10 protein-coding genes are annotated in these 21,879 nt (G+C 45.2%); 7 read left to right on the top strand and 3 right to left on the bottom strand.

Annotated features, from left to right (window positions below; translation table 11 throughout):
• Positions 1-22 precede the first annotated feature (22 nt).
• Together H8744_RS08350 and H8744_RS08345 are read left to right on the top strand one after the other, a co-directional pair.
• A complete protein-coding gene (locus H8744_RS08350; protein ID WP_262434400.1) occupies positions 23-2,311 on the top strand; it encodes a M6 family metalloprotease domain-containing protein in 2,289 nt (762 codons plus the stop codon).
• A 146-nt stretch (positions 2,312-2,457) separates the two neighbouring features.
• Entirely contained in the window at positions 2,458-8,520 is a 6,063-nt protein-coding gene (locus H8744_RS08345; RefSeq protein ID WP_262434399.1) for an autotransporter outer membrane beta-barrel domain-containing protein, read from the top strand.
• Between the two features lie 125 nt (positions 8,521-8,645).
• Here H8744_RS08345 and H8744_RS08340 read toward each other — a convergent pair whose 3' ends face one another.
• Positions 8,646-10,337: a helix-turn-helix domain-containing protein gene (locus H8744_RS08340; protein WP_262434398.1), complete on the bottom strand. Its 1,692-nt coding sequence runs from the start codon at positions 10,335-10,337 to the stop codon at positions 8,646-8,648.
• Positions 10,338-10,497: 160 nt separating this feature from the next.
• Positions 10,498-11,439, bottom strand: coding sequence for a malate dehydrogenase (gene mdh / locus H8744_RS08335; RefSeq protein ID WP_262434397.1), 942 nt, complete (start codon positions 11,437-11,439; stop codon positions 10,498-10,500).
• A gap of 323 nt (positions 11,440-11,762) precedes the next feature.
• Here mdh and H8744_RS08330 point away from each other — a divergent pair, with 323 nt between their 5' ends.
• The 5 genes from H8744_RS08330 (at position 11,763) to H8744_RS08310 (ending at position 18,241) form a co-directional block, all read left to right on the top strand.
• Complete coding sequence (locus H8744_RS08330; protein ID WP_262434396.1) at positions 11,763-12,635, top strand: DUF8429 coiled-coil domain-containing protein; 873 nt, start codon at positions 11,763-11,765, stop codon at positions 12,633-12,635.
• A 670-nt stretch (positions 12,636-13,305) separates the two neighbouring features.
• A complete protein-coding gene (locus H8744_RS08325; RefSeq protein WP_262434395.1) occupies positions 13,306-14,778 on the top strand; it encodes a TolC family protein in 1,473 nt (490 codons plus the stop codon).
• A 41-nt stretch (positions 14,779-14,819) separates the two neighbouring features.
• Positions 14,820-15,812: an HlyD family secretion protein gene (locus H8744_RS08320; protein WP_262434394.1), complete on the top strand. Its 993-nt coding sequence runs from the start codon at positions 14,820-14,822 to the stop codon at positions 15,810-15,812.
• A 9-nt stretch (positions 15,813-15,821) separates the two neighbouring features.
• Positions 15,822-17,003: an ABC transporter permease gene (locus tag H8744_RS08315; protein ID WP_262434393.1), complete on the top strand. Its 1,182-nt coding sequence runs from the start codon at positions 15,822-15,824 to the stop codon at positions 17,001-17,003.
• Complete coding sequence (locus H8744_RS08310; protein WP_262434392.1) at positions 17,003-18,241, top strand: ABC transporter permease; 1,239 nt, start codon at positions 17,003-17,005, stop codon at positions 18,239-18,241. Before H8744_RS08315 ends, H8744_RS08310 begins: the two co-directional genes overlap by 1 nt.
• Positions 18,242-18,394: 153 nt before the next feature.
• Here H8744_RS08310 and H8744_RS08305 read toward each other — a convergent pair whose 3' ends face one another.
• Positions 18,395-21,586 carry a 3-keto-alpha-glucoside-1,2-lyase-like domain-containing protein gene (locus H8744_RS08305; protein WP_262434391.1) on the bottom strand — a complete coding sequence of 1,064 codons (3,192 nt, stop codon included), beginning with the start codon at positions 21,584-21,586 and terminating at the stop codon, positions 18,395-18,397.
• Between the last annotated feature and the right edge of the window lie 293 nt (positions 21,587-21,879).

Genomic DNA, 21,879 nt, shown 5'->3' with positions numbered 1-21,879 from the left:
TTAACAACTAATCAGTTCCACAATGAAAAGCTATCTCAAGATCTTTATTCTATCAGTTGTCTTTTTAAGCAGCCACCAATCAATAGGGGCAATACCAGCTTATCCGTATCCCGTCACCATCACACAACCGGATGGAAGTAGCATCACTTTACGTCAGCATGGAGATGAATTTATGAACTACGTCACAACGGAAGACGGATATACAGTCATAAAAAACAAGAAGGGCTTTTATGTATATGCACAAGAAGGGAACGGATCTCTGATACCTTCAAACTACACAGCCAGAGACGAACTTCAACGTTCGCCAACGGAAAAGAGCTTCCTGAATGGGATAAGTAAATACATACATCCACCTTTCACCCATATTTCAAAAGAAGCAGCGAATAAGGCCTATACACGGAACGGGCTGTTACAAAAAGATGTCGACTTCGATTACAGCAAATTCAAAGGGCTAATCATATTAGTCGAATTCTCGGACAGAAAGTTTGAGCATGAAGATGCAAAAGACAGATTTACGGCTATGGTGAATCAAAGAAACTACACTGACAACGGAAGCACCGGTAGTGTCAACGATTACTTCTACGATAACTCCATGGGAAAGTTCAGCCCCACTTTCAATGTAGTAGGTCCGGTAGGCATCAACTATAGACAGACGGATGCCCGGCAAACGGAAAATGCCCATCAACTTGCTCAAGCAGCCTGCATAGCAGCCGATGAATTGGTGAATTATAAAGACTACGACTTAAACGGGGACAATCAGGTTGATATGATCTACTTCATTTTTGCCGGAGCAGGCTCGAACTTCGCAGGAAACAATACGAATTATTTATGGCCTCATGCCTCATCACTGCCATCCAACTTCACATTAGATAACGTCACTTTCGGCAGATATGCCTGTTCGGTCGAACTAAACGGCCTTGAAGGGTCGCATGTGCAAGACGGAATAGGTACAATAGTCCACGAGTTCAGCCATGTGTTGGGATTAAAAGACTATTACGATACCGACTATAGCAGTTCGGGAGGTGAAAGCGAACACCCCAATACCTGGTCGGTCATGGCATCGGGCAGCTATTTCAATAAAAGCAAAACTCCCTGTGGCTATTCACTGTATGAACGGTATGCACTGGGATGGGCAACTCCCCGTATTATAAACGAAAAAGGTACGTATACATTGACCGCCTTGAATAGTTCGAATGAAGGATTTCGCATTAATACGCCCATCAAGGAAGAGTTCTTCCTTTTGGAAAACCGGCAACAAAGCAGATGGGACGAGTATCTACCAGGGCATGGGATGTTAGTATTCCGGGTAGATTCCACCAATATAGATGCTTGGACATCGAACAAAATCAATATCGACCCTAAACATATGTATTATGAAATGTTGAGGGCACAGAAAGCCGTCCAAGGAAATTATGTCATCAATACAGGAGGAGACCCTTTCCCGGGAACCGGGAATGTTACTTCACTGACAAACCAAAGTTCACCTTCCATTTCGTCCTGGAGCGGGCTACAAACAGAAGTCATCCTTACGGATATCAGCGAATCAAGCGAAGGAGTTATACAGTTCAAGACGCAAACAGACATGCTCCAAACCTTGACCGAAGACTTTGAAGAGATGGATGTTACAAGCGGAAATGCCCGAAATATACAAGGTAAATTCAGTAAATGGGATTTCTCGAAAGCATTGGTACAAGCTCCCGGAACAGATAAAGCTAACGGAACAAAATCAATCGGCATATATAAAGGAGGAGAAATCAAAACTACCACTCCCGCAGAAAACAACATTCATTCCGTATCCTTCCAAGTATGGAATCCGACAAACGTGACCACTACCCTGAGACTTTATTACTCCACAAACAACGGTGTGTCATGGGTCCCGGCAACAAGCTCATCGGGCTCAGTATTAATGAATATAGCCTCGGGGGAGAGCCAAAATGTACTTTTCAATATCCAAAGCGGACAACCTACGGTCTACAAGATAAATATGACAGCCGGAAGTTCTTCCGTGGATGATATGAATTACATAGACGACTTTACTTTAAAATACAAAAGTGATAATCCACCTCAATCGATCATCTATACTGAAGATAATACAGAGGAGAGACTACAAGTCACCTTGAACGGAAGACATCTTACCGTCATAAGCCGCATCAATACAAATAGCAACGAACCCATCGTGAAGCTCTTTACAAGTAACGGAACATTGATCGACAGCCGGAAGCCCATAAACGGACTATCAGAATTCGATCTTCCACAAAAGGGACTTTATATCCTGCAACAAGGCAAAATAAGTCGGAAAGTTATCTATTAAATAGCTTTGCGGACATATAAAGAACTAATTAATATTGAAAGATTTTCAATACGACAGATAAAGAGGTCTGCTGCCGTTCATTGGGAATCTTACTGGGTATTGACCAATCTGACCTCACCAATCGTTATATGAAACAAAGTACTACTATGTGGAAACTACTTTTATGGGTATGCATGCTGTTTCCAACTTATGTGGCAGCCCAAAGTCAAACGGTGGCAAAGAGTATCGCAACTCCTGAACTGCCTTCTATAAAAAGGTTGGTGCCTATCAGAACGAACGACTTGAGACCTACCTCTCAAATAGAAAAAGCTGACAGGCACTCTGCCAAAACCATCGAACAGGGAACATTAACAATGAACGACCTGTTAGGAGCTTGGATTGCGCAATATCCTTCCTTAGTGCCCAACCAACTACCCGATGCAGGCAACTCAGTCACCATAACTAAAGTTGATGACAACACCATCCTGCTCAAGAACTTCTGGGACACAGGTGTCGATTTGAAGGCCAAAGTCGACTTCTCGCAAAATACGATAGCTATCCCTTACCAGAAAGCATTTACCCATAAGACTTATGGCGATTGTGACATCCGCTGGGTTACCGTTGTCGAAAAGCAGATTCAGGGAAGTAAAACGAAAGACATCATGGGAACAATCTCAAAAGACGGAATCGAATTTACAGACTCTTGGGGAATATTTGTGACCGCAGGAGAAAATGCAAACGGAATTTTCGGTGTATACCACGATTGCACCTTGATCAGAGGGAATGCCACCATGAGCTGCGATGAACGTGACAACAGCCACATTGAATACCCGGTATTGCTGACACAGAAATCAGACAACTTGCTGTCTGTACTAAATTTTGCCGACCACGGTAAGTCTATCGAAGTCATACTTAATGAAGACCAGTCCTTCTCAATAGCTTCACAACTGGCTTTCAGAAACAATTCCAACGAAGATTATTATACCTATGCCGTTGATTGGAATGCCGGAACCACCGGTGTCTTCATCTACGGAAATGGAGACGATCACACCTTAAACTGGGGTCCCTGGACGATCCAATCAGAGAAATATTACATCGGCAATCACATCAATGGTAAAATTACCACCGACATCACCATCAAATATCCCAAATTGCCGGTCGACACATTCGAAGGGGAAGGTACCGAAAGTAACCCTTATTTGATCAAAGGTAAAGATGAACTCGTATTGCTTGCCTACAGAGTAAATAATGATAAAGAACTGATTTATGGCAGTGCTAATAAACACACTAAATCTTATCTGGGTAAATATTTCAAACTGGCCAACGACATCGATTTGGAGGATTTCAGACTCGACCCTATCGGAAATGCTTGGTCGCAATGCTTTGCCGGAACCTTTGACGGAGACGGAAAGACGATCACCGGATTGAATCAGTCGATTAACAGCGGCATAGCCGGCCTGTTCGGTCGTGTAGATACAGCAGGTATCATCAAGAATCTCAGATTAGAAAAAGCCGATATCAAATCCTATGTTAAATGGACGGGGAGCATTGCCGGCTGGTGTCTGGGCAGTATCCAAAACTGTCAGGTATCGGGTACCGTACAGAATCAAGCCCAGTCGGTAACAGGAGGTATTGCCGGCAGAGCCACTAATATAAGTAATTGTAACTTCTCAGGAACGGTTATCGGTTTGGAAGGTTGTGTAGGAGGAATCGCCGGACAGATAGACGGTGAACTCAGTAATTCCTTCTCCGATGCCACAGTTATAGCCGCCTCCAACTCCGCCAGCATCGAATCCTGCGGAGGTCTCGTTGGCGCCCTGTACCTGGAACAAGCTTCAGTAACCAACTGCTACTTCGCTGGGACAGCGACCGTCGTTGGAGGTACACTATACTTAGGTGGCATCGTGGGCGATTGTTACAAAGGAAACATCAGTCAATGTTATAATGTAGGCACAGTAGCAGGTATCGGGTTGCAAGGTTCCACGGGAGGTATTACCGGTTATCTGATCGGAAACATAACCAATTGTTACAACAGCGGATATGTCAGCCAACCAGCTGGCAAAGCGGTAGGTGGTATCACCGGAGGCATCAATGACAACCGAAACATCATGACCGGGGAACTCGTAGCGCACTCCACCATCCGCAATTGCTATACAGTTGGCACGGTAGTAGCAGAAACCGCCGGATACAAACCCGAAACAGAGACACGTGAAACGATCGGAGCTATACAGCAAACGGCAGCACCCGTGATCGAGAATGTATATTATGACAAACAAATGATCGATTTCGGTTCCCAGAAATATGGTATGCTCACCCGGCAACTAACTTCCGCCTCAGGTCCCGAAGGATTCCCTGAAAGTGCATGGATATTTGCCGAAGGCTTCTACCCACGTTTGAAAGGCCTGGAAACAGGTGCCATTGCAGACTTGAGCGTATCGGCCATCTTATTGGATGAAACCACTCCTGACAATGTATATAAAGTGACCAAAGACTTCACCTTGAAATTAGGTGGTGAAAGCACCGCTGGATTCTATCTGGACGCTGGAAACGGACAGGGCCAGTTGTACAGCAAAGGGCATGCTGCATCCTTACAAGACGCAACAACCGTCCACCTCACCGGAAACGGAAAAGACACCTTATTTATAGCCAATGGCAAATATACAAGATCGTATATCCTTACCATTACTTCTACTAGCGATTTTGAAGGAGAAGGAACCAAAGCAAACCCATTCCTCATCAAAACCAAAGCCGACCTGATAAAACTGTCCGAACTCACCAGCCCGGAAGTGAAACAGGCTTACCGGGATACTTATTTCAAGATGACCAATGACATCGATCTCGAATACGATGAAGCATTCAAAGGCATCAACGTCGATCCAAAAGATTCCAACCACCAGTTCTACGGGCATTTTGACGGAGGCGGATTCACTCTCCACCGGATGAAACTAACAGGGGTAATATGGAAAACAACTCCGGAAGATTCGGAAGACGGCTGGGGTGTACCGGATAATTCTAACAGTAATCCATTCCTCGGATTTATCGGACGGCTCGGAAATGGAGGGTCACTCAGCAATCTGAACATAGCCAGCGATTGCACATTTGAATACTGGGCACTATCAGGTGCTTTCGTCGGTTCAAACTACGGAGGATTGATAGAAAACTGTAAGAACTATGCCGACATAACAGCTTATAGCGGAACTATCGGTGCGATTTGCGGCACAAATTCCCAATTGGGTGAAGGAACCGTCCGCAACTGTTATAATGCCGGAACCATCAGAGCCGGTTATAATTGCGCAGCCGGTATCATAGGAACCAATGCCGGAACTGTAGAAAATTGCCAGAATGACGGAACCATTATCGTAGAAAAACTATCGGCTTTCATGCCGACCGCTGCACGTACCGTAGCCGGTGGCATTGTCGGAACAATGAATGCTTATGGCAAAATTGCCCTCCAGAATAACGTAAACACCGGGACAATACAAGCCGAGAAGCGTGTAGGAGGTATCTGCGGTTATGTCAGCATGTCCGGTTCGAACGGAGATGTAACGATAGCCAATAACATCAATTACGGTACAATCATTACGGAGGACGTAGCTTCCCGCGGAGCATTCAGCGGAGAATTCAGTGCATCCTGCCAGTACGTACTCGACAATAATTATTATGACGGACAATTGCTCCCCTATGGCGGCTCAAACAACACCCGTTTTGAAGGGATCAACAGTGTAGCAACTTCCATCCTGACAAAAGGCGAACTTAGCAACTTCCCGGCTGAAATCTGGGAAATGAACGAAAACCGCTACCCGATACTGAAACTATTCGCCAACGAGGAGAAAGCTCGAGACGCTTCACAAATCATCGTACAAATCGCAACGGGCGAGAATGCAGGCAATCTGCAATCGGACATCACTTTACATGCTCCGGAAGGCTTTAGTTGGTCATTGAAACAAGGGAGTGCCTTTACGCTTGACGGATCGACGGTAAAAGTACCCGAATCGGTTGAGAAAGTAACTTACGACACTCTGATCGCCACTTCAGCCCATTTGACCAAGGCCATTATCCTGACCAAACTTCCGGCTGTTCCATTAGAAGGAATGGGTACGGCTGAAGCTCCTTACCTCATAAAGAGTGCCGAGGACTGGAATGCACTGGCGGAATATATACCGGTGACTTATCAAAACATGGAGGGTAAACATATCCGTCTTGCCAACGACATCGACTTCAAAGATAAGGCATTCACCCCGATGGCAGGGGATGGCATTACCGCTTTCGAAGGTAGCATGGACGGAAATGAGAAGTCGCTGAATAATATCAGCTTCAAAGATGACACCCAAGGTTATCTCGGTGTTTTTGGCCGTATCGGGGCAAAAGGCATGGTTTCAGACTTAACCATCGGTGAAGGTAGTATCTCTTCCACCAAAGCGCATGTAGGCGGATTGGCAGGTGAAGTAGCAGGCACGCTGAACAACTGCGTCAACCGGGCTAACGTATCGACCACCAGCAATTATGCTACCGGAATCGCTGCCATCGTAAAAACATCTGGAAAGTTGACCGGCTGTATCAATTATGGTGAGATCAACGCGCAGACCGGATATGCCGCTGGTATAGCCGCTGAAAGCGAAGCCGGTGTTTCTTTCGAAGCCTGTGGAAATGAAGGTAACATCGAAGGAACAACTACTTTGGGCGGAATTGTAGCCAAAGCGAATGCCGTATCCTGTTATGAATGCTATAATAAAGGAACTATCACCGCAAGCAAAGCCACGGCCGGAGGCATCATCGGTACGACAACGGGAAAAGAAGATATCCGTCTGACCGGCTGTTTCAATACAGCAGATATATCGGCAACGAACAATGCAGCCGGAATCATAGGAGCTTCAAGTAGCACATTATGTACCATCGATAATTGCCATAATGCAGGTAATATCACCACCAACGCCACCGGAAGTTCAGCCGGTACGGCCGGTATCATCGGAGTGGTAGCCCCCGCATCCATCATCAGCAATTGTTATAATACCGGTAACATCACAGCCGAAAAATGTGCCAACGTAGGAGGCATCACCGGATTCGCAGGCGCAGCTAAAGAAGAGACCCGCATTCAGATAAAGCAGTGTTATAACGAAGGCACAATCTCCGCATTGGCCAACAATGGAGGAGGCATATGCGGCAACATGACCAACTTTATGACTATAGAGAATTGTTACAACACGGGAAGCGTAGAAGGCACTACCTATATCGGAGGTATCTCATCCAATCTCGGAGGAGCCAACAGCATTATCAGCAACAGTTGGAACGCCGGAGCGGTAACTGCCCAGAAAAATGCGGCAGGCGGACTGTTCGGAACGGGTAATTATCCGGCTACGATCACCGGTTGCTCCAACATGGGGACGATCTCCAGTACGGGCGATGATGAGAAAACGTCCTGTCAGGTAGGAGGATTGGCCGGAATGTCGAAAGCAAGCTTCGTCAACTGCTACAATAGCGGCAGAATAGATGGAAAGAGCCAGATAGGCGGTTTAGTAGGACAAGCATTCAACGGCAGCATTAACCAAACGACCGGAGTCATCACTTACGGTACTTGTTTCGACCACTGCTACAATTCGGGTGAAGTGACCCGCCTCGATACATTATCCGGTAATTTTGTAGGAGACGTGAATGGAAAGACGTGGCAATACAATCTTGCCGAAGAAGTGTATGCCCTGAACGAACAATCCATGGCAATCGATTCTATCGGCACTCTGATAAGCAATGCCGAAATGGGGAAACTGGATCTGGGAACAGGTTGGCTGAACGGAGACGATTACACCTATCCGATGCTTGAAGGCAGCGTCAATGATTTCGCAAAGATATCCGCAGCGGTTGTCGTTCTTACCGATGAAGATACTCCGTCCAATGTGACACAAGATTTCTTTGTCGGAACTCCCGAGGGCATAGTTTGGAACAGTAGTTCCGAAGCAATCACGATAGATGGAAATAAAATCAGCGTAAAACCCGGCAAGCTCGAAGAGATCATCCTGACGGCAACCATCGGTGATCTCTATAAAGATATCAATCTCAAGCTGAATACGCCTACCGGCATTGAAACTACTGCCGACGGGAAAGTCGTTATCAAAAAGGAATATTACACCGTATCGGGAATCAAATTGATAAAAGAACAGCCGGAACGTGGCAACATCTATATCGTAGTGAGGACTTATGATGACGGGACCACTGAAAATGTAAAAGAAAGATATTGATACCTTCCCGGACACAATACCGGAATGAATGATAAAGAAAAGGCTGTTTGAAAAGCCTCGATACTTTCAAATCACCCTTACTTCAATGCAGTGTAGCAGAGTAAGGGTGATTTCACATCAACGCCTCACCCCTCTTCCTCTTCTTCATCTGCAATCTCCTTACGCGCCATTTTCTGGTAAAGAGACGGAGTAATGCCGACATTCTTCTTAAAAGCAACCACAAAATTAGCTACGGATTTGAATCCTATCCCTTCCGCGATAGCCTGAATGGTAAAGCTACCATATTTCTCCGCATTCAACAACCGCTTGCTGGCCTCACGGATGCGGTATTCATTCAAGAAAGTCCTGAAGTTCTTATTGTAGGTTTCATTAATGACCCATGAAACATATTTGGTATTCGAATTCACTAACTTTGCCAACTGATTCAAGCCGAAATCAGGATCAAAGATGTATGTTTCATCTTCCATCACTTTGAGAACATCCTCCAGCAACTTTTCAGTAAGTTCCGAACTCAGTGCAAGCGGCAGTTTTTTGTCCACCGATTCCTCTTCTACCTCTTTTGCCTGAGTCGCGGGAACCGAAGGCGGAAAGTCCTCCCTGTATTTCTTAAACTGTTCCGCCAACATACGATATTTCTGTTGCATCTGCCTGTACATCTCGTCCGAATCGATCAGTTCACTGTTCCTATTGAATAAGGTATGATAGGCTCGTTGCAATTTCTTGTTTTGGCGGAAAATAAAGATTATCAGAATCAAAACGATAAAAAAGCAGATAGTAACAAACACGATTATCCATCGCTGCATATTTATTTGTCCGCTCAACTTCCCGATAATGGAACTATTCTGCTGTTCCTCATATTTCACAAGCTTATTCTTCACCTTATTATATTCCTGTTGATTGACCGAATCGGTAAACGAAACATAAAGAATGCGGTAATGACTTGCCAAACTACTATCCTGTTTCAGACTATAAAGTTCCGACAACAGTTTATAGCACTCGATCTTCTGTAACGTATATCCATACCTTCCGGCCACTTCCTCCCCCTTTTTCAAACAGTCGATCGCTTGAGCCAGTTCCCCTTTTTCCCGGTAGGTATTGCTTAACTCCCTGTATGCGGCCACAACAAAACGTTTATCCAAAACATTTCGGTCGGCATACTCCAACGCCTGCCTATGAAAATAGACCGCACCCGCATAGTTTTTCTCTGCCTGGGCAATGATGGCTTGATTATAAAGATTATGAAAGGTCTGCATTTTCATATCTTTCATGGGAAGCTTCATTAGTTTCTGGAAATATTCTTTTGCCTTGTCCGGCTGGTGCATGTAGCAATAGGTGCTGATCATGTTGGTCAGAAACGTAACCTGCCGATCAAAATCTTTCGCGGTCACACAACGATCATATCCTTTGTTGTAATAGAGCAATGCCGTATCATAATCGTTAAAGGCCAAATAAATGTTACCGATATTTCCCAAGCAACGGTTATACACGCCATCGTCCCGCGCTCTTTCGGATGCTTGCAAACCCAAAATATAAAAATCGAGCGCCTGGATATACCGTTCTTTGACCTGGCAGATATTCCCGGCAGAACAGAATCCCTTGGCAAAAAGTCCGGGATCAATTTCAGGGTGTTGTTTGTACAGAGGAATCAATTTTTCAAAATAGTCCAATGCTTCCATCCAATTACTATCCTTGAGACACGCTTCCCCTTTCTGCATTAATATCTGTGCTGAACTGACCTCGGTTTCTGCTTCCATAGCCCACAACGGAATGTTCGGTAGAAGGAGCAATATTATAAAAAACAGTTTTATCGGCATCATTTACCCCGGTTTTTTCGCAAATATAGTCATTTATTCCATACAATGCCGTCTCAATCACCACCCAAAAAGATATCTTCGAAAATACGCCCCCCTTGAATGCAAAAGTGGCGGCTCCCTTATTCAGAGAACCGCCACCTGCGTTACTTATCTATCGATTAAATTAAAGAGCGCCTACTTCTTTCAAGGCAGCGTTAGTCTTGCGAACAGCAGCAGCACTTGCTTTGAACTTAGCCATTTCTTCTTCGTTCAACGGAAGCTCAACGATCTTTTCGATGCCGTTCTTACCTAAAATCACAGGAACTCCACAGCAGATATCGCTTTCTCCGTATTCACCTTCAAGAGCTACAGAGCAAGGAATCATCTTCTTTTGGTTGTGGATGATAGATTCGACTACAAACGCTCCTGCCGCACCCGGTGCATACCATGCGGAAGTACCCAGCAATTTAGTCAACGTAGCACCACCTACCATGGTAGCGGCAGCCACTTCGTTCAGTTTCTCTTCTGAAAGGAAATTGCTTACAGGCAGACCTTTGTATGTAGCAAAACGAGTCAAAGGAATCATAGTCGTATCACCGTGACCACCGATAACCATACCTTCTACTTCGTTAGCGTTGCATCCCAAAGCCTGAGACAAGAAATATTTGAAACGTGAGCTATCCAAAGCACCACCCATACCGATGATACGGTTTTTCGGCAACCCCAAAGCCTTCAATGACAAATAAGTCATTGTATCCATCGGGTTAGAGATAACTACGATAATTGCGTTAGGAGAATATTTCAAAACGTTTTCGGCTACGGATTTTACGATACCGGCATTCACACCGATCAGTTCTTCGCGAGTCATACCCGGTTTGCGAGGAATACCTGAAGTGATAACAACAACGTCAGAGTTTGCAGTCTGAGCATAATCATTGGTGCAACCTACAAGGGTAGTGTCAAATCCCAACAGTTGAGCTGTCTGCATCATATCCATTGCTTTACCTTCGGAAACACCTTCCTTAACGTCAAGCATTACTACTTCGTCTGCTACTTCATTGAAAGCGAGTACATTTGCACATGTAGCACCTACGTTACCTGCGCCTACTACGGTTACTTTTGACATAATATCTATTTTTTAAAAGTTGATAATTAGTTTCATCTTTTGTGTGGACAAAAGTACAACGATAATCGTTATTAAAGAAATATTTCCGCAATAATTTTAGTTAAAGGCAACCTTCCTTTCGGGGGATCGAACAAAGCGGGAAGATTAAAAAGCGACCCCGACAGGAGAAAAATCTTCGCGTCCTCTATGCGCTATCTGCCGAAATGATTACTTTTGCAGCAATTATTCATGAGCATACGCCTAAAGCGACAGCTTTTGACACGCCCTCATGAAAGATGGATCGGTATGAATTGAAGTACGAATTATCATCTAAACTATAAAATATGAATAAGAAAACCCTGCTTATAGTCGCCGTATCGGTACTGGTGATAGCACTTGTCGGGCTCACCTATCTGTTGTTCAACGAGAAGCAAAGCAATCGTGAACTTGTCGAAGAGTTTGCTTTGGAAAAGGAGGATTTGGAAAATGAATACACCCGTTTCGCCCAACAATATGATGAACTAAAACTGACTGTTTCCAACGACTCACTGTCCGTCTTGCTGGAGCAGGAACAGATAAAGACACAACGATTGCTCGAAGAACTTCGCACGGTGAAAAGCAGCAATGCCACCGAAATACGCCGGTTAAAAAAAGAGCTGGCATCGTTGCGCAAGATCATGATAGGTTACATCAACCAGATAGATTCACTGAACAAACTGACCAACCAGCAAAAACAGGTAATAGCCGAAGTAACCAAGAAGTATAACGATGCTTCGCGCCAGATAAGCAACCTGTCGGAAGAAAAGAAAAACCTGAATAAAAAGGTAACGCTGGCTGCACAACTGGATGCCACGAACATCTGGATAGAGCCGAAGAACAAGCGTGATAAAAAAGCGAAGAAGATAAAAGACGTGGTCAAATTCGCCATAGGTTTCACCATCGTCAAGAATATCACGGCAGAAACCGGTGAGCGTACACTCTACATTAACATATATAAGCCGAACAACGAGGTATTGACCAAAAATGCCGCCAACACATTTGAATACGAGAACCGGACACTTCCCTACTCCATCAAGAAGTATATAGAATATAACGGGGAAGAGCAACCTATCACCGTATATTGGAATGTCGAAGAATATCTATCGGCAGGCAACTACCGGGTAGACATCTTCGCTGACGGAACGCTGATCGGTTCGCAACGGTTCACCATGGAGTAAGCTGAAGGAAACAAGATTCCCCCTACCATCACATAGAAAGGTCGCTACAATCTTCTTATAGCGGCCTTTTTTAGTACAATGTTGCTTTATTGCCTTTAAAGCGCTGTTTCATTACCGTTGCAGCATCACTGTATTATCTTTGCAGCATCACTGTATTATCTTTGCAGCACCACTGCATTACCGTTGCAGCATTACTGTATTACCTTTGCAGTGCCACTGCATTACTGTTGCAGCATCACTGCATTACCTTTGCAGTGCCATTGCATTACGGTTGCGGCAGAACGCCTTGCCCGGACAAAGCCGGGATAATTACCGTTGTAGCACAACTGCTGCCCCCATCTACCGGCTAGAAAAGACAGCCTCATCAGCGCAAAATAAAATCTTCTCCCGGAGAATAATGAGTATTTTTGCAAAAGACAGTGAAATTTTCCAAGGAAATAGTTCTGTTTTCCCGGTATTCTCTCCTAAACAAGAAGTCCCGTCTAATATTTACTCAAAAAAAGCTTAAATCATTTTGCAGATTCATTGAAAGCCTCTACTTTTGTTTCGTTGTTTATGCAATTATCTAGATTCGACTTGACAGGAAAAAGCAGAAGAGACACCATAAACAACGCCAGTCTATTTTAGATTGTAAAAAAAGAAGTATCACCTTTATAATACGCAAGATGCAATGAAAAAAGTATTCATTCTGACAATTCTGCTAAGTGCTGCGTTTTCATCAAAAGCACAGAACGTTCTCAGCTTAGATAGTTGCCGTGCATTAGCCTTGGCAAACAACAAGGAGTTGCTCATCAGCAATGAGAAAATAAATGCAGCGCATTATCAGCGTAAAGCTGCCTTCACCAACTATCTGCCCAACATCTCGGCAACCGGTGCCTACATGCGTAACCAAAAAGAGTTTTCATTGCTGAATGATGCACAAAAAGGGGCGCTATCCGGTTTGGGGAACAGCATCAGCGGTCCGCTGCAACAGGCAGGACAAGTGATAGCACAGATACATCCCGAATTGGCTCCGCTCATCTCACAACTAGGAGGCGAACTTGTCCCCACACTCAACGGAGTGGGTGAATCATTGGTAGACGCTTTCCGCACAGACACGAGGAATGTCTATGCCGGTGCCATCACCCTGACCCAACCTTTGTATATGGGAGGCAAAATCCGGGCTTACAACAAAATAACCAGATATGCCGAAGAACTGGCACGGCAACAACACCACTCCGGTATGCAGGAAGTCATCCTAAGCACAGACCAGGCTTACTGGCAGGTTATCTCACTGGTCAATAAAAAGAAATTGGCTGAGGGATACTTGGAACTGCTTCAAAAGCTGGACAGCGATGTGGAGAAGATGATAGCAGAAGGAGTGGCAACGAAAGCAGACGGGCTATCCGTACGAGTAAAAGTAAACGAAGCAGAGATGACGCTGACCAAAGTAGAGGACGGCCTGAGCCTTTCCCGAATGTTGCTTTGCCAGCTATGCGGGCTCGACCTCGGTACACCGATTGTACTGGCAGATGAACAGATGGAGAACCTTCCTTTAGCAGAGACGAACACGCAGTTCGATATAAATACGGCATATGCCAATCGGCCCGAAATACATAGTTTGGAACTGGCGACGCAAATCTACAAACAAAAGGTGAACGTAACACGTGCCGAACACCTACCGTCCGTAGCATTAATGGGAAATTACATGGTGACCAATCCTTCCGTATTCAACAGCTTCGAAAATAAGTTCAAAGGGATGTGGAATGTGGGAGTAATGGTACAATTACCCATATGGCATTGGGGAGAAGGAATGTATAAAGTAAAAGCTGCAAAAGCAGAAGCCCGCATCGCCCAATATCAATTGCAGGATGCCAAAGAAAAAATAGAATTGCAAGTCAACCAAGCAGCCTTCAAAGTACACGAGGCAACCAAAAAGCTGACTATGGCAGAAAAGAACCAAGAGAAAGCGAATGAGAACCTGCGCTACGCCACCCTCGGGTTCGAGGAAGGAGTCATTGCCACCAGCAATGTATTGGAAGCCCAGACCGCATGGCTCTCGGCACAATCGGAAAAGATAGATGCCCAAATCGATGTCAAACTGACGGAAATCTATCTGAAGAAATCACTGGGAACGCTTAGCGAAGGAAGAAGGGAGAACTAAGAATTATAATCGTAATAACAATATAAAATCATAAAAATAAGATGAGCGCACAAAAATCACAGAACAGCAATATGCTGCTTGCATTTCTCACCCTGACGGGAGTGATCGCACTGGTTGCAGTGGTTGGTTTCTTCATGCTACGCAAAGGACCCGAGATTATTCAGGGACAAGCCGAAGTGGACGAATATCGCGTATCGAGCAAAGTACCGGGACGTATCCTCGAATTCCGCGTGAAGGAGGGACAGACTGTCCAAAAAGGGGATACGCTAGCATTGCTTGAAGCACCGGACATTGCCGCAAAAATGGAACAAGCACGGGCTGCTGAGGCTGCCGCACAGGCACAGAACGAAAAAGCAATCAAAGGAGCCCGTCAGGAACAAATACAAGCTGCCTACGAAATGTGGCAAAAAGCACAAGCTGCCGTTGAGATTGCCGAAAAATCATATAAAAGGGTGAAAAACCTGTTCGACCAAGGAGTAATGCCCGCACAAAAGCTGGATGAAGTGACTGCACAACGTAATGCAGCCATTGCCACCGAAAAAGCAGCCAAAGCGCAATATACCATGGCCAAGAACGGAGCCGAACGTGAAGACAAACTGGCAGCAGCCGCTTTGGTGGACCGAGCCAAAGGCGCGGTTGCTGAGGTAGAATCCTACTTGAAGGAAACTTTCCTCATTGCACAGGCCGGTGGAGAAGTCTCCGAGATTTTCCCAAAAGTCGGTGAACTGGTAGGGACAGGAGCCCCCATCATGAACATTGCCATCCTGAAAGACATGTGGGTGACTTTCAACGTGCGTGAAGATCTGCTGAAGAATCTGACAATGGGAGCTGAATTCGATGCCATCGTTCCTGCACTGGACAACAAGACAATCCGGCTGAAGGTGGATTACATGAAAGATTTAGGCACTTACGCTGCTTGGAAAGCAACCAAGACAACAGGACAATTCGACTTGAAAACATTCGAAGTACGTGCCCGTCCTTTGGAAAAAGTAGAAGGACTTCGCCCCGGAATGTCGGTAATCATAAAAAAATAAGTACGCAAAATGAAGGAAAGAGAAAAGAAATACAAGTCCCTGTGGCTGGTTATGAAGCGGGAATGCCGTCGCCTCGTATCCCGTCCGCTTTATCTCTTTTGCATGGTCATCGCCCCCCTGTTTTGCTACCTGTTTTTCACTACACTGATGGGGTCGGGACTGCCAACCAACTTACCCGTAGGAGCAGTGGACATGGACCAATCCGCCATCTCGCGCAACCTAATACGCAATCTGGACGCTTTCGGGCAAACGGCCGTAGTAGCTCGCTACGGAAATGTGAACGATGCACGTATTGCCATGCAAGAGGGCAAGATATACGGATTTTTCTATATACCGAAGGGATTGTCGGCCGATGCGCAAAGCCAACGGCAGCCAAAGATTTCATTCTACACCAACAACTCCTATCTCATTGCCGGCTCATTACTCTTCAAAGACATGAAAATGATGAGTGAGCTAGCGTCAGGAGCCGTAAGCAGATCAGCCCTTTATGCCAAAGGAGCTACGGAAGATCAAGCCATGGCTTTTCTACAGCCGATCGTCATCGACACACATCCGTTGAACAACCCATGGTTGAACTATTCCGTCTACTTGTGTAATACATTGGTTCCCGGGGTGTTGATGTTGCTCATCTTCATGGTTACCGTTTACTCCATCGGTACGGAAATCAAAGACCGCACGGCCCGTGAATGGTTGCGCGTGAGTAACAATTCCATTTACATAGCGCTGGCAGGGAAATTATTGCCTCAGACGGTGGTCTTTTTCATTATGGGCATATTCTATAATGTATATCTGTACGGCTTCCTGCATTTCCCATGCAACAGCGGCATCCTGCCGATGTTGTTCGCCACCCTTTGCCTGGTATTGGCCTCACAATGCTGCGGAATCGTCATGATAGGAACATTGCCCACGCTTCGCCTGGGGTTGAGCTTTGCATCGCTATGGGGAGTAATCTCCTTCTCGATTTCAGGATTCTCTTTCCCCGTGATGGCTATGCATCCTGTTCTGCAAGCGTTAAGCAATCTGTTCCCGTTACGCCACTACTTCCTCATATATGTAGACCAGGCACTCAATGGTTATAGCATGATTTACTCATGGCCGAACTACATGGCATTACTGATATTCATGGTGCTTCCGTTCTTGGTTGTCCACCGGTTGAAAGAAGCATTGATCTATTATAAATACGTGCCCTGATGAAAGAGATAACATTTAAAGATAAGATAAGACAAGGCATCAACGACTTGTTCTATATCTGGCTCAGAGAATTCCGTACGACTTTCCGCGACCAAGGTGTATTGATATTCTTTGTCTTGGTACCTCTGGTCTATCCGCTCATTTACGGTTTCATTTATACAAATGAAGTGGTGAGGGAAGTTCCCGCTGTTGCAGTGGATGCTTCTCATAGTTCTTTGAGCCGGGAGTATCTGCGCAAAGTGGATGCCACTCCGGACATCAACATCGTGACGTATTGTGCCGATATGGAAGAGGCCAGACAAATGTTGAAAGACCGCCTGGCATACGGCATCATCTATATTCCGTCCGAATTCAGCCGGGACATCGCGCAAGGTAAACAGACACAGGTAAGCATTTACTGTGACATGAGCGGGCTGCTCTACTACAAAAGCATGTTGCTTGCAAATACAGCGGTATCCCTGGATATGAACCGGGACATCAAAATAGAACGTGCCGGTAATACTACCGCACGGCAGGATGAGATTACCGGTTATCCCATAGAATATGAAGATATTGCCTTGTTCAATCCGACAAACGGTTTTGCAGCATTCCTGATCCCGGCAGTACTCATCTTGCTAATCCAACAGACGCTTCTCTTGGGTATCGGCTTGTCGGCCGGAACTGCCCGTGAGAACAACCGTTTCAAAGATTTGGTACCCATCAACAGGCATTACAACGGGACCTTACGTATCGTTATGGGAAAAGGGCTGAGTTATTTCATGGTCTATTCACTGGTATCGGTATATGTGCTATGCGTCGTCCCACGCATCTTTAGCCTCAATCAGATCGGTCACCCCGGAACACTTGCTTTGTTTCTGATTCCCTATCTGTCGGCTTGCATCTTTTTTGCCATGACGGCTTCCATCGCCATCCGAAATCGTGAAACGTGCATGTTATTGTTCGTATTCACTTCCGTCCCCCTGTTGTTCATATCGGGAATCTCTTGGCCAGGTGCTTCCATACCGGCATTTTGGAAATATTTCTCTTATATCTTCCCGTCCACATTCGGCATTAATGGTTTCGTACGCATCAATAATATGGGAGGAACGCTGAGTGAGGTATCTTTTGAATACAAAGCGTTGTGGCTACAGGCAGGATTCTACTTCCTGACGACCTGCTTCGTGTATCGTAGACAGATATTAATGAGTCGCAAACATGTCATCGAGCAATACAAGAAAGTACACGACCGGATGAATTAGTTTGCATTAATTAACTTACCGAGAGTTGCCCTATTACGAGCATTTCGTAGATTTGCATCATAATTAAGCTCTCTCTTAATTATTATACTTTAACAAAAAGAAGCGCCCATGTTGAGAAACAGGGCGCTTCTTGCATATTATAAGAGGATTAGCTTATCGAACGATAACCTTATATACCTTTGTACCATCAACTGTCCGCAAAGCGACCAAATAAGCGCCTGCCTGACAGTTCACCGATGCTTCACCGGAAGCAGCAACTTTACCTTTAGCAATGCTGGCTCCTGCCAATGAGAACACTTCATACGGAGTATTTTCATTGCCAGCGGATCTTATTACAATCTGTTTGTCCGCAGAAACTACGAGATAACTATCTTCTGTAACATCGGAGATACCTACTGACTTATTATCAAAAATCATGATTGTATAAGAGTAAGGCTTGAATGAATAGTTAATGTTATCCACACCGTCCAACGTTTCAGCAACCGGTACAATTCTTTCCGGCTCGCTCGGTGTATTGACATCATTCAACTGACCAGACAAGGTAATAGTGCGCACTTGTTTCGTATCGTTCTTTCCGGCAACATTCACGTTGGCTTCAACAGCCTCAGCATTCTTGTTAACCACATACAGTACAACTTGATCACAGTTCTCGTCCGTAGCGGCAACTACATCCAAAGAAGCAGGTGCTTCACTCTGAACCAGCAATGGCTTGTGATTTTCGGAAGCCATCTTTTGTGCATAATATGTCGGCATGCCCCATACTTGAGAAGGAGTAAAGAATACGGTTCCCTGATCCCAACCATTGTCATTTTGCTTGTAAGGTTGCAATGCATTGGCAGCGCAAGTAGCCAATACGAAATCACCCATTCTGCGAGCCGCATTCTGAATAGTCACATGACCCAGGGCACGACGTATGTTATGGCTATTTCCGTTTTCTTCGAACAAAGCACACTTCATGGTCGTGTTCGGATTCCATTTCAGGAACATTTCCTGCATTTGCTTCATTTCGCGTTCAACGTGTCCGCCCAATTCATCACTGTCAGCCCAAGGATGATAATCCCAATAGTCGGCCATTCCATCCAAGCATTCGAATACGTCTCTCATATTATCTTCCGATTCCGGACGCCACCAAGCAGAACTGATAAACTTAATTGTCGGGTCAATGGAATGGATTGCCTGATAAATATCAGTGAAACGTCTTACATAGTCCATATATTGATCGGCATTGTCACCGCCAAGAACTTCCTCATTGCCGATTTCGATATAAGTCAGATGATAGGGTTCGGGATGACCGTTGTCTGCACGCATTTTGCCTTCGGGAGTAGAAACATCCCCTTTCAGGTATTTAATCATGAACGCCATATCTTCGGCTGTTTCAAAGCTGTTCACAGCAAATACTGGTTCAAAGCCGGACAATTCACAATAGTTCAGGAAGTCCTCAATACCAAACCCATGAGAGGCATAACCATAGAAACGACCGTTGTATACGGGACGATCTTCACGCGGACCGATCATGCTCTTGAAGCGGTATCCGTCACATTCGATCATCGTTCCGGCATAGCGTAGGAAGGTCAGTTTCTGTTCGACCATAGCTTCTGCGATATCTTTGCGGAAAGGTGCGCCGTGGAACTGGTCTTCTTCAGAAGACATCATGTTCACCATATCGATGCGGAACTGTCCCGGCTCTTTGATATACACAGCCAGACGTGAGTTTACATCTTCGGTATTGGAAGTCAACTCGAAGGTATATTTCTTCCAGTCGGACGTGATTCCGTCAATTTCCTGTACGGCATATTCCTTCGTGCCATCTACATTCTGAAGTGCAACGTATACTTTTCCACTGACCTCTCCTTTAAGGAAAAGGAAGCCCTTGAAAGTTTGGTTTTGCTTCACAGCGATGCCCCACTTATTAAGACTGCGGTTGGCAACACCTGCAACGCCTGTACCCGATACGAAGTCAACTTCCTGTGAGCAGTTCGTGTTATAAGCATCATCTGTGATATGAGCAAAATTGACAACCGCATCTTTGGAAACGATCGCATCCCACATGGAGCTGATCTTGAAATAAGCCGGGTTCTGCATCAGTTTAAGATCAGACTGTTTGCTTTCAGCACGCAAGGTGATTTCTTTCACATCCCCATCACGTTCTATCTTCAGGTTTCTGAAACTAACATCGGCATTCCAAGTACGGAATCCAACTCCACCTTCGAGAAGTGCCGTAGGATCCTCATAGGAAGTCGTTAGTTCATCATTGACATAAATCTCAAATTTCTTGCCTACCGTTTTTACTTTCAGTTTGTTCCACTCGGTCGGCACGATATCGATAGGAGTCTCGGAAATAGACTGCCAATTGTATTCATGTTTACCGAAGATCAGTTTTTTACCATCACGGGATATACCCACTTCATAACCATTGAAGTTATCTGCACCTTCCTTGGGATCGGTCACATGAATGGCAAAACCTGCGCTATCGCCACCATCTGTGGTGAACTTCATCTCCATTTCTACGGAAGAATCGCCCAAAGTCTCTTTATGCACCAATTTCGCACCGCCATGACGAGCAACGGACAATACACCGTCAGCAACCGTCCAGTTACCTCCATAAGCCTCGAAGTCAACGATGGAGTTTTCATCAGTCACCTTCATGTTTCTGAAGCTGGCATCCGAATGCCAGGTACGCAAGCCGGCATAACCGGACATGATAGGATCGTCATCCGTACAGGTAATGATAGAGGTACCATTTACCAGGATCTCAAGGGTTGCCCCGACGGTTTTAACAGCCAGTTTGTTCCATTCGTCCGGATTGATAGCAAGCTCTCCTTTGGCAAGTTCCCTGTAATTATTGTCATGCCGTCCCAGAATCAGTTGTTTTCCATCGCGTGAAATGCTAACTTCATATCCTCTGAAAGCATCGGCACCGTTACCGGCTTTCGTAACATGTATCACCAAACCGGCATTCTCACCCCCTTCGGTATTGAACTTCAATTCAACTTCCACATACGAATCACCCAAAGAAACGCTATTGTTGATCATCTTGGCACCACCGTGACGTGCCACAGAAACAACCCCATCTTCGCTCACACTCCAGTCACCTTCAAAAAAATCGAAATCCTTCAACGGGCTTCCCGTTACAGGTTCTTCAAAACTTTCTCCGAAGATACGTTGGTCATACAATCCTCCATAAATGGAGTGGTTCACATCTTCAATGTTTGCACCATAAAGATAGGGAGAGATTTTATTCTCCACCTTCAAGGCATTCACATTGATGCTTTCCTGCGCATACATCGCAAGAGGCAGACAGGCAACAAGTGCCGGTGCAATTTTCATGAGTAAATTCTTTCTCATAATATTAATAATTAGATCATTGATAATTAAGATCCAAAAAGGATCTTATTGGTTTTTAATTAGATTATACAGGTTGTTCGGCTATTTACAAATGTTTCCTCCTACGAAAAATCATTTCCCTCCTACGAAAAAGAAGTTTCCCAGGAAGAAACGAATGTTTCTGCCGATGAAAACAAACCGGTACCGTCATCCGCCCGGTTTAAATCACAGCTACTTCAATGAACAACAAGTCCGATAAAATGCAATCGTCATCCCAGCAAGCTATTAGCCCACCGGGATGTGATTGCGGTGAT

Origin of the sequence: Jilunia laotingensis (genome assembly GCF_014385165.1) — a bacterium.
GTDB lineage: Bacteria > Bacteroidota > Bacteroidia > Bacteroidales > Bacteroidaceae > Bacteroides > Bacteroides laotingensis.
Note: the sequence above shows the minus strand (reverse complement) of the source record. Positions and strands in the feature narration are given on the sequence as shown.